This is a genomic window from Sorangium sp. So ce834 (assembly GCF_051521425.1).
Classification (GTDB): Bacteria; Myxococcota_A; Polyangia; order Polyangiales; family Polyangiaceae; genus Sorangium; species Sorangium cellulosum_D.
In genome coordinates, this window is sequence record NZ_CP150351.1 from 296,489 (window position 1) to 309,352 (window position 12,864).

General features: G+C 69.4%; 11 protein-coding genes and 2 pseudogenes. 4 read left to right on the plus strand and 9 right to left on the minus strand.

The genetic code is table 11. The features are described from left to right. Positions 1-238: 238 nt before the first annotated feature. The 8 genes and pseudogenes from WMF20_RS01110 to WMF20_RS01145 all read right to left on the minus strand — a co-directional run bounded on the left by WMF20_RS01110 (position 239) and on the right by WMF20_RS01145 (position 4,625). Positions 239-874, minus strand: a complete 636-nt coding sequence (locus WMF20_RS01110) for an HD domain-containing protein (RefSeq protein WP_437609914.1) — start codon at positions 872-874, stop codon at positions 239-241. Positions 875-955: 81 nt separating this feature from the next. Beyond that, positions 956-1,963 (minus strand): GlxA family transcriptional regulator, encoded by a 1,008-nt coding sequence (locus WMF20_RS01115; protein ID WP_437609916.1) that lies wholly within the window; start codon positions 1,961-1,963, stop codon positions 956-958. Between the two features lie 129 nt (positions 1,964-2,092). Beyond that, positions 2,093-2,269, minus strand: a complete 177-nt coding sequence (locus tag WMF20_RS01120; RefSeq protein ID WP_437609918.1) for a JAB domain-containing protein — start codon at positions 2,267-2,269, stop codon at positions 2,093-2,095. Next, positions 2,269-2,769 carry a DUF3368 domain-containing protein gene (locus WMF20_RS01125; RefSeq protein WP_437609922.1) on the minus strand — a complete coding sequence of 167 codons (501 nt, stop codon included), beginning with the start codon at positions 2,767-2,769 and terminating at the stop codon, positions 2,269-2,271. Before WMF20_RS01125 ends, WMF20_RS01120 begins: the two co-directional genes overlap by 1 nt. Next, a complete protein-coding gene (locus WMF20_RS01130; protein WP_437609924.1) occupies positions 2,762-3,013 on the minus strand; it encodes a UPF0175 family protein in 252 nt (83 codons plus the stop codon). The genes WMF20_RS01125 and WMF20_RS01130 overlap by 8 nt, the downstream gene beginning before the upstream one ends. Before the next feature lie 88 nt (positions 3,014-3,101). Then, positions 3,102-3,317: a hypothetical protein gene (locus WMF20_RS01135; protein ID WP_129581070.1), complete on the minus strand. Its 216-nt coding sequence runs from the start codon at positions 3,315-3,317 to the stop codon at positions 3,102-3,104. 319 nt (positions 3,318-3,636) lie between these two features. Then, a pseudogene (locus tag WMF20_RS01140) lies at positions 3,637-3,987 on the minus strand (JAB domain-containing protein); the annotation flags it as partial. 485 nt (positions 3,988-4,472) lie between these two features. Further along, positions 4,473-4,625 (minus strand): hypothetical protein, encoded by a 153-nt coding sequence (locus WMF20_RS01145; RefSeq protein ID WP_437609926.1) that lies wholly within the window; start codon positions 4,623-4,625, stop codon positions 4,473-4,475. A 4-nt stretch (positions 4,626-4,629) separates the two neighbouring features. Here WMF20_RS01145 and WMF20_RS01150 point away from each other — a divergent pair, with 4 nt between their 5' ends. The 3 genes from WMF20_RS01150 to WMF20_RS01160 all read left to right on the plus strand — a co-directional run bounded on the left by WMF20_RS01150 (position 4,630) and on the right by WMF20_RS01160 (position 8,049). Further along, complete coding sequence (locus tag WMF20_RS01150) at positions 4,630-4,800, plus strand: hypothetical protein (RefSeq protein ID WP_437609928.1); 171 nt, start codon at positions 4,630-4,632, stop codon at positions 4,798-4,800. Between the two features lie 105 nt (positions 4,801-4,905). Beyond that, entirely contained in the window at positions 4,906-5,448 is a 543-nt protein-coding gene (locus WMF20_RS01155; RefSeq protein WP_437617255.1) for a DUF6531 domain-containing protein, read from the plus strand. A 705-nt stretch (positions 5,449-6,153) separates the two neighbouring features. Further along, the gene (locus WMF20_RS01160) at positions 6,154-8,049 is read left to right on the plus strand and encodes a hypothetical protein (RefSeq protein ID WP_437609930.1); all 1,896 of its coding nucleotides are present in this window, start codon (positions 6,154-6,156) and stop codon (positions 8,047-8,049) included. Positions 8,050-8,160: 111 nt separating this feature from the next. On the opposite strand, the pseudogene WMF20_RS01165 reads toward WMF20_RS01160, so the two are convergent. After that, positions 8,161-8,507, minus strand: a pseudogene (locus WMF20_RS01165) (JAB domain-containing protein). Positions 8,508-8,664: 157 nt separating this feature from the next. On the opposite strand from WMF20_RS01165, the gene WMF20_RS01170 reads away from it, so the two are divergent. Beyond that, complete coding sequence (locus WMF20_RS01170; protein WP_437609932.1) at positions 8,665-12,765, plus strand: RHS repeat-associated core domain-containing protein; 4,101 nt, start codon at positions 8,665-8,667, stop codon at positions 12,763-12,765. Positions 12,766-12,864: the final 99 nt, after the last annotated feature.

The window sequence follows — 12,864 nt, forward strand, 5'->3', positions numbered from 1 at the left end:
GGCGCGTTCGTCCGCCGTGCCGATCGGGTGGTGCTGCCGCGCGGGCGCCCTGCAAGCCGCGCTCCCGAGCCGGAGCAGGCCCATGACGACCGCCTCGTCGCCCCTGGCGCCGCCGCAGGAGGCCGGCGTCAGGGCGCGGCCCGCCGCCTGCTGCTCCAGCAGCACACGCGCAGCACGCGCCCGCTGCTGGCGCAGCAACGGGGCCTCCATCTTAGTCTTAGTGAGCGCTCCCTCCAGCTCAGCTGTCGAAGGGGGCGCCCTCCAGGAGGGCGCTGGCGTCGAAGGGCTGAAAACCCGGCACATAGCGGCGGCCGAAGGCCGAGAGGAAATTGCCGGCCGCGGTGTGCGGCTTCCGCGCCACGACGCCGCAGAGGGTGCGCCGGAGCTCCTGCTTCATCTCGAGCCGCGGATACGCCCTCAGGATCTCCTCGACCGCTCCGCGCGGCAGCGCCTCCAGCCCGACGCCGCCGTAATCGATCCCGATCCCGAGATGGGCGACGGCGACCTCCGGCTCCTTGTGCGGGGCGATGCCCAGGCTTGTGTGCAGCGCGATGGCGTCCCACACGAGGGACGCCTTCTCCCGGGGCAGGCCGCGGCCCTCGAGAAAGGCCCGGGCGGCGTTGGCGCCGTCGACCTCGAAGCGCTCGGGGCCGGCGAAGCGCTCGGTCAGGCCGAGGTCGTGCAGCACCACGGAGAGGTAGAGCAGCTCGCGGTCGCAGGCGAGGCCGCTCTGCCGGGCCGCGAGCTCGCCGAAGTAGTACGAGCGCATCACGTGGTGAAAGAGGTAAAGGGCCGAGACCTCGCGCGCGAGCGCGGTCGCGTCCTGGGCAAGGCGCGTGTCGGGGGCGTGGATTCCGGCGATCTCTGTGGTCATGGCGGGGGCTCCTGTTTGCCGGCGAAGGCCGAGCGAGAGGAGGGTGCGCGCTCGCTGGCCGGGCGCCCCGCCGAACTGCCGTCATTTCCTGCCACGCGCGCGGGCGTTCCCGGAGAAGCGCTCCCGGTACTCGAGCGGTCCCACGCCGAGTTGGCGCAGGAAGGTGCGGCGCAGGTTCTGCTCGTCCCCGAAGCCGCACTGGTGGGCGATCCGCTTGAGCGGGAGGTCCGTGCCGGCGACGGCCTGGCAGGCGGCCTCGAGGCGCATGGCCGCGACCGCCTTCGCCGGCGTCTGCCCGAGCGCGGCCGTGTACGCGCGCGCGAAGGTGCGCGGGCTCATCCCCGCCTGCGCGGCCAGGCGCTCGACGCGGAGATCGCCGGCGAGGCGGTCCGCCATCCAGGCATGCAGGTCGGCGAAGGTGCCGCCCTCCGCGGCCTGCGCCGCGAGCGGCGCGCTGAACTGCGATTGCCCGCCAGGCCGCTTGAGGAACACGACGAGCTGCCGTGCGACCGCCATCGCCGCGCGGTGTCCGAGGTCCTCCTCGACGAGCGCAAGGGCGAGGTCGATGCCCGCGGAGATGCCGGCCGAGGTCCAGATCGAGCCGTCGCGCACGTAGATGGAGTCCGCGTCGACGCGGACGCGCGGGTGGCGCTCCGCGAGGAGCGGCGCGGAGCGCCAGTGGGTCGCCGCGCGGCGACCGTCGAGCAGGCCCGCGGCGGCGAGGAGGAAGGCGCCCGTGCACACGGCGCAGGTGCGGCGCACGCGCGGGGCGCGGCGGGCGAGCCAGGCGACGAGATCAGGCGGCACGGCCGGGGCCTCCGGAGGCCCGCTGCCCGGCACGATCAGGGTGTCGATGGCCTCGTCATCGAGCGCCGCGAGCGGCTCGGCGCCGACTGCGAGCCCGGTCGTGGTGCGCACCGACCCGCCGGCCGTCGAGGCGACGATCGCGCGATAGGGCGGAGGAGCGCGCGGCGGGCGCAAGGTGGTCGCCACGGTGAAGGCCTCGAGAGGCCCGGCGAGATCGAGCAGCGCGACGCCCTCGAAGGCGAGCAGGACGACGAGGCGGGGCTGGGGGAAGCTCGCTGGCATGAGGGGACAGGTAGATAGATCAAGGCGGGCCAGGCGGGAGCGCGGCAGAGCGGGAATGCGCGCGAGCCCGGCGGCGCCCGCGCCAGGACGGGATCGCTGCGCCGCCCGGGGGATGGGTGCGTCGAGGGCCTACGCGTGGACGGCGGCGTAGCGGCCGCTGGGGGTGACGATGACGTGGGCGGTGAGCGGCACTTCCAGCTCAGAGCCGAGGCGGCGCAGCTCCAGGGGCATCGCTTCGTCCTCGCGGGTCGGCGTCGGGTCGCCGCCGGGGTGGGATCGTTGGCGCTTCGACGATGGAGGATTCATCAAGGCGGCAGCTCACCCCGTTCCCCAGCCAGCGACAGGATTCGCTGGCGGATCTCGCCAGACAGCCACATGCCCGCATCGGCGAGCTTGTCGACCCACGGTCCGACGCTCTGCGTGATCCCTCGAGACTTTGCCTCCAGCAAGATCTTGAGCGTTCCCCAGACGACCAGCCCTGCCGCTTGAGCCGTGCGTCGTGCCAGCGCATCGTCGAGGAGAATCACACGGGATGGATTTTCCAGAGCCAGGGCCATGGCTGCAAGCTCTCCCGCTCCCAGGTCGAGCGCGAGCCATTCCGATGGCATGGATTTGGGGTCGACGATCTTCACCCACCCATAAGTGCTCAGCGTGGGGACCTCATACCCCTTGCGTCGCCCCTCCTTCAACTCAAGATCCACAGCGCCGGGGACCCAGACGTCTTTGAACATCTCGGCGAGCCAGTCGATGGCGCCGATGCGGTGGAGGTACAGAAGGGGTGAGGTGTTGCTGATGGCCTCAGCCAACGGCGGCCTCCAGCGCGCGGAGCTCGGCGTCGAGAGGGAAAACCTTGTAGCGACCCAGACTCAACAGAAATTCGACCCGCGCCATGCCGGCGAGCTCCGCAGCGCGGCCGGACGAGAGCCGCCCCAGCTCGTACAGCTTGACCGCGGCGAGGGTGCGGAGCTCTCGCGCAAACTCACGTTCGTCCATCTTCTCCGCAAGGAGCACCTTCTCGGGCACATCCACCACAATCTGTCGAGTTGCCATGATCCGTCCTTGGTTGCTTGGAGGGGCGGGCAAGTCTGCCTTTCGCACGTTTTAGCACGAAAGGTGCCGGGCGAGCACGCTGAGGAGCTCAGCGTGCTTCGTCAGCGCGGACGTGCGGTTCTCGCGCGCGCCTGCTCTCACGGGCGAGCGTGACGAAGTCGATGTGGGCCTGGAGAGTGGCAACCCGATCCGCTGGCGTGAGGCTCAGCATCCAGCGGATGAGCGTGAGGTCGACGCCGTCCTCATTGTAGACCGGAGGTGTCGCTTCGGAGTAGACCGGAGATGTCGCTTCGGAATCGACCATCGTGGGCGGAGCGTACCACGCACTGCTGCGATGGACGAGCCCCGCATCGCGGCGGGCTGTTTCGCACTCCATTCAGGCATGCGGTGCCAGGCGTCTCGCCGGCCGTCATTGCGCGGATCCTGCCCGGTGTTGTGACCAGAGACTTCCGCGATGGCCATCCACCAGGCCGGACCAGATGGGGCGGGGGCGCCATCCGCCAGCCTGAGCCGCCGCTGCCGGAGGCGTGCGGAGCAGTCGGCCGGCGCGATGCGTTGGGGCCGGCGGCTGGATGCGCAGGGGCGCAGCGCGCCGGCGGCGGGGCGCTGCGCGTGGGGAGGGTCTACTCGTGGACGGCGGCGTAGCGGCCGCTGGGGGTGACGATGACGTGGGCCTTGAGCGGGACTTGCAGCTCCGCTGAGAGGTGGCGCAGCTCCAGGGTCATCGCTTCGTCCTCGCGGGTCGGCGTGGGGCCGCCGCTCGGGTGGTTGTGGGCCAGGACGAAGCTGTGGGCGGCCATGTCCAGCGCCGTGCGCAGGACGGTCGTGCGGTCGATGTAGAGCACGTCGGCGCCACCGCGGGCGAGCAGGCGCGTCTCGCGGACGCGGCCGTGGGCGTCGAGCGCCGCGACCCAGAGTTCCTCGTGGACCAGGGACGCTAGGATCGGGCCGAAGGTTCGCGCCACGCGGGCCGAGGGGAGTCCTTCTGCGGGGGGCTCTCCCCCGGCGGCGCATGTCAACGCCTCGCCGTTGGCGATGTTGCTGAACCCATGCTGGAGGTTGACCGAGCGATGCTCCGGCGTTGACGCCGCAGGCTTCGACGATGGCCGTTCCAGCATGGAATGATGGCCGACCCATCATTCCATGCTGGAACGGCCATCGTCGACCTTGAGCCCGCCAGGGGGAGTCCATGGCTCCCCGAACGACGACGACGACGAAGAGCACGAGCCCCACCACGAAGCCGAGCAGTACCAGGCCGGCGACCACCCGCGAGGTAGCCGACATGCTGGGTGTGACGCTCTCGCCGCCGCGGAGGCGCCGAGCAGAGCGCGCGGCTGCGCAAGGCGCTGCCCGGCTATGCGGGCATCCTGGACGACGTGACGGCGCTGCTCGCCAAGGACGCTGGACGACGTAGCGGCGCTGCTCGCCGAGGACGCCGTCGCGCTCAACCTGCCGGACGTCACCCCGAGGGCTGCTCGAGGCGCAGGCCGAGCAGAAGTACCTCGCCGCGCGCGAGGCGGTCGCGCAGGCCGTCTACCGCAGCCTGTTCGAGCAGCGGCTGCAGGTCGACGATCGCGATGAAGATGCTCGAGAGGCGCGCCAGGCGGGTCAACGCCGTGAAGGAAGACGACCGCGATCTGCCGGCCCGCTGGAAGATGCTCCTCGCAGCCCGCCGGGCCGGCGCCGCCGGGCCGGCCGCCGCCGAGCCGGTCGCCGCCGACCCCGCCGCCGTCGCGAAGCGCGACCAGCAACCCGCCCCGGGTTTCCCCCAGCCTTTCCCGCCGTAGCCGCTCCGCACGCCCGGTCCGCTGGCGTATCCTCGGCGCATGGCCCGTACCGCCCCGGTCCCGAACATCCCTGTCATCCCCGGCATGAACCCTGGCGTCTTCGTGATGGGCGGAGGCGGCGGAGGCTGCGGAGGCGGCGGGAGCGGGGCGCGCGGCGGCAACGGGTCGAAGAACAGCCAAGGCTCCGACGGAAAGAACGGAGGCAACGGCGCCGGCGGCGGTGGCAAGAGCGCCTGCGGTTCCCCCAGGAAGGACGGTGGCGGATGCCCCCAGCACCACGGCGGGAGCAGCAGCGGCGCGGCGTCGCATGGAGATCCCATCGACGTGATCACCGGCCGCGTGTTCACCGCTCCCGTCGTGGATCTCGATCTGCCAGGGCCTTTACCGCTCGAGTTCGCGCACTCGTATTCAACGGGCGGAGCCGGCGTTATCGCTACGACGACCATGCCAACGCCGTCGAGGCTTCGGACGAGCGCGGCGTGGTGCTTTGGCAAGCCATGTACGATGAGCTCGGGCGCTGCACATCGGTTCGCGACGAGAGTGGCGCGGTCACCTCCTACAGGTACAGCAACAAAGGGCTACTCGTGTCCCTGGAAGAGCCGGGCGGGCAGATCTGGCGGTTCGTTCATGACGGCTTGGGCAATGTGATCGAGGAGAACGAACCTGGCGGAGAGTTCGATGGAGGGACGGTTCATTGGCGAAGGCCAGTCCAGAGCGTTCGAAGCGCTGCGATCCTGGCACGAAGCAGGGCGCCCGTCGGCGTGCGTCGTCCATGGTCCCCCCGGCGCAGGGAAGAGCACGGTCATTGAACGCTTCTTCCGTTCGATCGCGGATCCTGGCACCCTGAAGCTTCTCGTTCACGCCGGACGTGTTTTTGGCGCGGCCTTCGAAGAAGAGGTGCTCGCGCGGCTCTCGGCCGGCCCATGGCCCGAAGGTACGGGGTTTGACGAGGTTCACTTCGGTGTCCGCACCAGCCTCGTCAACCGCATCATGAACTGGGACGGCGAGGACGGTCAGCCGCAGCTCTTGATTGGCTTGATCGCGCCTGACGCCTGTGTGGACTGGCCGGACGACCCTCGCCGCTCGGTGCTGGACGAGCCAGGCCCCGCCGCGCGTGTGCTGGTGGCGGTCTCCGGCTCGCGCGACGTCGCCGAGCGATGGGCAGAGCGGCTCGGTCTCCGCGCCGCGCACGTGACGTATGTTGGGGTCGGCGGATTCCGCTTGGAGGAGATGGATCCATCTCTCCGTGACCATCTCGCCTGGGCGGCGGTCGACGGTCCAGGTCCACGCGCTTATGTGGACGCGATCGCGAGATCGCTCCACGATCGCGGCGCGGCGCCGATGGAAGCGCTCATGACGACCCTCGCGTGTGCCTTCGCGCCGCTCGACGTGACCGAGCTGGCGCCGCTCCTCGGCGCGCAGGTCGCCGAGGTGACCGGCTCTCTCGACGCGCATCGCGAGGCCATCGAGCCGGTCCTCCAATGGCGTGAAGAGGGGCGCCGGATTCGCTTTCGTCATGAAGCGCTGCGCGCCGCCTGGGCGGTCGCGCGCCCGGAGCACGTCGCGCTCGCTGAGCAGCGATTCGCCGAGGCTGCCCGATCGCTCGTTCGCACCTGGGAGAGCGGCGACACAGCCGAGAGGGGCGCGGTCACCTACCTCCGCCGGTACGCCGGCGACCATCTCGTCTCCTCCGGCGCGCCGCGCGCCGATCTCCTATTGCTCTGCGCACCCCAGTGGGCATGGCCGCGCTCGCGCGAGGATCTAGCTGCGCGTCGAGCGGAGCTGGGACGCGTGCGACGCTCGATGGCGGCGCCGCTTGGCGCCTCCGACGCCATGGCAATCCCGTCCGACGCGCTGTCGAGCTTCGTGCGGGTCGCGCTCGCGCAGGGCGCGCTCGCAACGCTCCACCGCGCGTGGCCTCCTGAAGCCGATCGGGCCGACGAGGAGGCGTGGAACGACACGGAGCGGGCGCTCGCCGTCTCGCTCTTCGCTCTCGCGGCGCGCGCCTCTCCATCGCTGCGCGCCGGCATCGAGGCGCCCGCGCTCGACGTCGTGAGGCGGACGGGCGCGGCATGGCGCGGTGATGGCTGGGAGGATGCGCTCGCATTGCTCGCCGCGGCGAGCGCTGCACCGGGCGACGAGGCGTCGACGTTCGCGCGGTGGGCGGTCGCGGCCACGTGGCGCGCGGACGGAGGGCCCGACGGCTACTTGAGCGCGTGGCTCACGGCCGCCGACTTCCTGCCGCGCTCCGAGGCAGAAGCGCTCGTCCAGCAAGCCGTCGAGCGCGCGCTGTCGAGCGCGAAGCCGGGGCAGGCGCTCGCGCGGCTCGCCACGGCGGATGGGATCGGGCAGAACCAGGCGCTCGCCATCCTCCGCGCGGCGGTGTCTCTTCCACCGACGTCTCGAGCGAACGCCCTGGCGCCCCTCTTGCCCGTGCTGCCCGATGAGGAGCGGGCCCGCGCTGTCTCGATGTCCTTCGATGCGTTCTTTGACGACCACGACGAGGGCGCCGAGAGGCACGACACCGACGCATGCACCGCGGCGCTGCTTCCCTTCCTCGGGATGGCCGAGCTCTCGCGGCTTCTGGACGAGGCCCTCCCGTCCCCTTCCGCGCTGGCCGTGCGGTTCGCCGAGCTCGGCGCTCCGGAGCGCGCGCTCGGCATCATCCGAGAGCGTTGTGGCAGCGGGATCTTCGCCGCTCGTCCCTTGTTGTGCGCCGCAGCGACCGAGCGAGGCCGGCCCCTCGCGCAAGCGGCGCGCGATGCGGTGGCCTCGCTGGATCCCCCGTGGGTCGCCGCGGGGCTCGTGTGTGATCACGCGGCCGAGGCGATCGAGGTGCTCGGGCTCGAGACGGCGGTGGAGATCGCCGAGGGAGGCGGCGGAGGTGGCTCGGAGGCCGCGCGCATCATGGCCCTCGCGGCGCTCTGTCTCGCCGCCCCCGAGCGGTCGCGCCCCGGGCTGGCCGCGCGCGCCATCGCTGCTTACCACGACGACCGAGGAACTGAGGGGCTGGAGGGCGTGGTGCGCTGCGCTCCCTGGATGTCGCTCACGACAGCGGCAAGGCTGTTCTTCGCGAGCCTCGGCGACGCCGCGGAGGACGTCACGCTCGTCTCGACGCTGAGCCGCTGGGGCGGCGTGGAGCAGCTCGCGCCCCTCATCGCGCGCGTCGGCGGAGATGCCGCGCTCTCGGCTGTCGCCAGCGTCCTCCCGGAGGCGCTCCTGTGGAAATCGCGGAGGAAGACCGATTAAAAAAGGCGCCCTTTGGACGGGCTCCCCGAGACTGACCGTGCGGTGAAGGCGGCTCCTGCGATGCGCAGGGGCGCAGCGCGCCGGCGGTGGGGTGCTGCGCGTGGCGAGGGCCTACTCGTGGACGGCGGCGTAGCGGCCGCTGGGGGTGACGATGACGTGGGCCGTGAGCGGGACTTGCAGCTCCGAGGCGAGGTGGCGCAGCTCCAGGGTCATCGCTTCGTCCTCGCGGGTCGGCGTCGGGTCGCCGCTGGGGTGGTTATGGGCCAGGACGAAGCTGTGGGCGGGAGGGCCGCGGGCGAGAGGCGGCAGAGCGAGGGGAGAGCGGCCGTGCCGAGGATGCATGGGCCGACGCCGGGCAGGCCGAGCACCATCTCGAAGAGGGCGGCCTCGGTCGCGGTCGGGAGATCGGCCGTTGTCTCGGCGGGGGCGTCGACGGGGGCGCGGCTGATCGGGCTCATCGGGGCCACCTCCGAGAGCGGGTCAGGGCGCGGGCGAGGAGGCGGCGAGGTGCTCCTCCGGCGCGGGGCTGCAACCGAAGCGGGGTTGCGAACACTCTGGCCGGTGAGGACCGACCAGGGGGCGTCGAATCCTTGCGGTACGCCGCATCGCGGTCGTGTGAGAGACGGCTATTTTCTACGTAGCGACCTCCGCGCCGATGCTGACAGCAGCCGCCATCAGGTTATCATCACCGCCATGGCGCGCACCGCACCCGTCCCGAACATCCCCACGATCCCTGGCATGAACCCCGGCGTGTGGATCATGGGCGGCGGCGGCGCGGGCGGAGGGGGAAACGGACGGGGTGGCAATGGACAGGCCGATGGGCAAGGGGGCAATGGGCAGAGTGGAGGCAACGAGGCCAATGGCGGAGGCAAGAACGCCAGCGGCTGCGGCCAAGGTAAAGGTGCCGGTTGCTCCAACCCCGTGCACGGCGGGGGCGGCGGCGCTGCCGCGGGTGACCCCGTCGATATCGTTACCGGTCGCGTCTACACCGAGCCCGTCGTCGACCTGGCGCTGCCCGGCCCTCTGCCGCTTATCATCACCCGCGCGTACTCGTCGACAGCGCGTAGCCGCGATGTAGGCCTCGGCTTCGGGTGGACACATTCGCTCGCGTGGGAAGTCGAAGTGCGGCGCCGCTCGGTTCGTGTGTGGCGCCCTGAGGGAACTTTCCTCTCCTCTCGCCGCCTCGAGGCCGGAGACTCCACCGTGCTCGAGGATGGCGCCCTGCTTCTCCACGATGCGACCGGCTACACCCTCATCACCTCGGACGGCCGGCGACATGAATTCCCCGGCACTCCCAACCCGGGTCAGCGCCTGCTACTGAGCCGCATCATCGACCGCAATGGAAATGCGATCAAGCTCAACTATCGCGATGGCGTACTCGAGTCGATCATCGACAGCGTGCAGCGTGTCGTCCGTGTACGCCGCCATCAGGGCGGCCGCATCGCGGCATTCGAGGTAAAGAACAGCCCGTCGCAGGGCCGGTGGATCGCCTACCGGACGTACACCTTCGATACAGCTGGGGACCTCGTCTGTGCGACGGATGCAGAGGGGCACGCATCGAGGTTTTCTTACTCCGAGCATCTCATGACGTCTCACACGTATCCGGCGGGCCTGCGCGTGGTGTATCGTTACGATGCACAGGGGCGCTGCGTCGAGACGTGGGGGGAGCACCCGGGCGCGCGTGATCCAAGCCTCGCGGACGATGTACCGGCATTCCTGGCAGACAGGACGACGGAGGCGAGGGGCGTGTATCATTGCAAGCTTGAATACGGTGGTGATGGATACACCGAGGTCGTCGACTCACGGCAGGTGCGCCGCTACTTCGGAAATGGACTTGGCAAGATCGACAAGGTCGCCTGGGGCGTCGGCGTTCACACGTCTTCCTACGATCAGTACGGCAATCTGGTCACCTATACGGATGCGCTTGGCTCGACCTGGCGCTGGGAGCGAGATGCGCAGGGAAACGTCGTCCGCGCCGTCGATCCCATGGGCGCCACGACCGAGTATCGTTACGATGAGGCCGGAAGCTTGGCCGAAATCATCGACCCGCACGGGGTCTGGACGCGCTACGAGCACGACGCACGCGGAAACCTCCTTGCCGTCCATGACGCGTCAGGCGACGTGATCCGTTACGCGTACGATGATCGCGGCCTGCTCGTGGAGGCCACACTCCCCAACGGGGGTGTGACGAGGATCCACCGAGATGCGCACGGCAATCCAATTGAAATCGTCGAGCCGAGCGGTGCCTTCAAGCGCATACGCTACGACTACCTGGGGTGCGTGCACGCCATGACGGACGAGCGCGGGTATGAGCGCCGGTATGTCTACAGTGCCCGGCGCGAGGTCGTCGCGGTTCATCTTCCGGACGGTGGTCAGTACTCGTTCGCCTACGATGCCGACGGCCGGCTCGAGCGCCTTACGGACCCCGTCGGGCGCGTCCACGAGCTCCGCTGGGCCGGGCTCGGCGCGGTGCACGAGCTCCGAAAGCCGGACGGATCGCGCATCCGCTACCGCTATGATCGCGAGGGGGCGCTCACGCTCGTCATCAATGAGAAAGGCGAAAGCCACCGGATCGTCCGCAACCCGGCGGGCTGGATCGTCGAGGAGCAGACCTTCGATGGTCGACACGTTCGCTACCAGATGGACGTCGCCGGGCGAATCACCCTGATCGAGGGCGACAGCCGTGACAAGACAGAGTTCGTCTACGACGCTTGCGGACGCATCGTCGAGCGTATCTACTCGGACGCAACGAAGGATAAATTCGTATACGATGCCTGTGGCCGCATGATCTCCGCCTCGAACGACGCCGTCGAGTGCGAGTTCACGTACGATGACCATGGACGAATGACGCGCGAGACGCAGATTTTCGGAGGCTCAACGAACGTCGTCAGCAGCGCCTACGACGCGCTCGGCAAGCGCCGGATGAAGCTCACCTCCCTCGGGTACCGCGAGGCGGTCGAGCACGACGCCATGGGCCAGCCGGTGCGCCTGCTCCTTGGCGGAGTCGATCCCATCGAATTCCGCTGGGATGCGCAGGGGTTCGAGACCGAGCGCGTGCTCCCGGGAGGCGGTGCGGTCCAGACGAAAGTGGACCCCCTCGGACGCGTCGAGCGACGCCGCGTGATGAAGCAATCCGGCGGTCCCGTGGTCGGTCCCGGGCAGCCCGAGTGGGTCGGTCCGTTGCCACTGAAGATCACAAGTGAACGCGCCTATCGGTACTCGCCAGCTGGTGATCTCCTGGAGGAATGGGATCTCTCCAAGGGGCGTGTCATCTACACGTACGATCCAGCCGGGCAGATCCTCTCCAAGCTCCCGGAGCAGGCGCGCGCCGAGATCTATGCCTACGATGAGGCAGGAAACCTCTTCGAGCAGGGCGCGGGCGCAGAACCAAGGACCTACGAGCTTGGAGGAAAGCTCGTGCGGCGCGGGCGCTCGGAGCTCCTTTACGACCGTGATGGACGCCTCGTCGAGAGGCGCATCACCGAATCCGATGGGCAGCGACCCGCGTGGAGATACCACTGGGACGCGCGCGGGCTTCTTTCACATGTCGTGACTCCGGACGGGCAGCGCGTCGGCTTCGTGTATGATCCCTTCGCGCGCCGGGTCGCCAAGCGCACGGTCGCGAGCGACGGCGTCGTGTGGCTGACTCGGTTTGTCTGGGATGGCGACGTGCTCGTGCACGAGATCCGCGAATCGGCCGGTGCTACCGGCGACCCCGTCGTGGAGCAACGGACCTACTGCTTCCGGCCGGGGACGGTCTTCCCGCTGGCCCATGTTGACGCCATTCCGGATGGCTCGCGCAGCCTGGCGGCCGAGTGGGTTCATTACGTGAACGATCGTACGGAGCGGCCCTCGGTCCTCGTCCGCGGCGACGGCGAAGTCCTCGCGCGGCTCGAGACCCGGGTGTGGGGCGGCGTCGAGCAACAGGAGAGCGCCCTGGCCACCACGCCGCTGCGCTACCCGGGCCAGTACGAGGACGAGGAAACCGGGCTGTGTTACAACCGTTATCGGTACTACGACGCGGAGGGCGGACGCTACATCAGCGCCGATCCGATCGGCCTTCAAGGCGGCCTGCGGCCGTTCGGCTACGCGAACAACCAGCCGTTGCTCGTGGTCGATCCGGATGGGCTCGACCCGGTGCTCTCGACGGTGAGCGGCAGCTCCGGCTCCTTCACGAGAGGTAGCCAGGAGTCTCCGGCGGAGATCGGGGGCGGGACGAACCCGGATTTGCATGACATTGTCAGGCAATCGCTCCCGCCTACCGTGAACAATAGATATCCCGGCGGTCCCGACCCAAAATCGTGCGCGGAGCCCCGTGCGCTCACGGCTTACATCCGGAAATGGGAGAAGGTCAATCGCGATGGCAAGCCGCTCGATCCGGACAATCCGGAAGATCACGCAGACATCCGGAAATGCCTCGGCTCGATCACGAGCGTCAGCGCCCAGAACCCGGCGAACGGGAGCCAAGAGGCCGTCGACCGCGCCCCCTGTCCCAATTGCAGCCAGCTCCTCGCGGATCTGCACTCGAAGTGGGGTGGACCTACACCAGATAAGATCCAGCGGGGCTATCCTGCGCTGACTGGCAAGCGGGGAGCGAAGAGGGGGATCGGCGAGCCCACGAACTTCTCTAGCCCGAAGGATCCGAGCTGGCTCAAAGACCCGCTTCCCAAGGACGTGAGCTACCAGCGTCATGAAGACTACGGAAGGCCGGTGTGATATGAGCATGCAGGTGGCAGAGGTGCTGAACGTCATCCTGGAGAACTTGTCCGAGCACTCACGACGCACGCTGACTGCTGGGGGCGCGTGTATCGAAGA

Excerpts from the sequence above, each read along its gene's own strand:
- WMF20_RS01135 (WP_129581070.1), bottom strand. The coding sequence starts at position 3,317 with ATGGTCGATTCCGAAGCGACATCTCCGGTCTACTCCGAAGCGACACCT.
- WMF20_RS01130 (WP_437609924.1), bottom strand. The coding sequence starts at position 3,013 with ATGGCAACTCGACAGATTGTGGTGGATGTGCCCGAGAAGGTGCTCCTT.
- WMF20_RS01160 (WP_437609930.1), top strand. The coding sequence starts at position 6,154 with ATGACGACCCTCGCGTGTGCCTTCGCGCCGCTCGACGTGACCGAGCTG.
- WMF20_RS01155 (WP_437617255.1), top strand. The coding sequence starts at position 4,906 with ATGGGCGGAGGCGGCGGAGGCTGCGGAGGCGGCGGGAGCGGGGCGCGC.
- WMF20_RS01110 (WP_437609914.1), bottom strand. The coding sequence starts at position 874 with ATGACCACAGAGATCGCCGGAATCCACGCCCCCGACACGCGCCTTGCC.
- WMF20_RS01115 (WP_437609916.1), bottom strand. The coding sequence starts at position 1,963 with ATGCCAGCGAGCTTCCCCCAGCCCCGCCTCGTCGTCCTGCTCGCCTTC.
- WMF20_RS01120 (WP_437609918.1), bottom strand. The coding sequence starts at position 2,269 with ATGAATCCTCCATCGTCGAAGCGCCAACGATCCCACCCCGGCGGCGAC.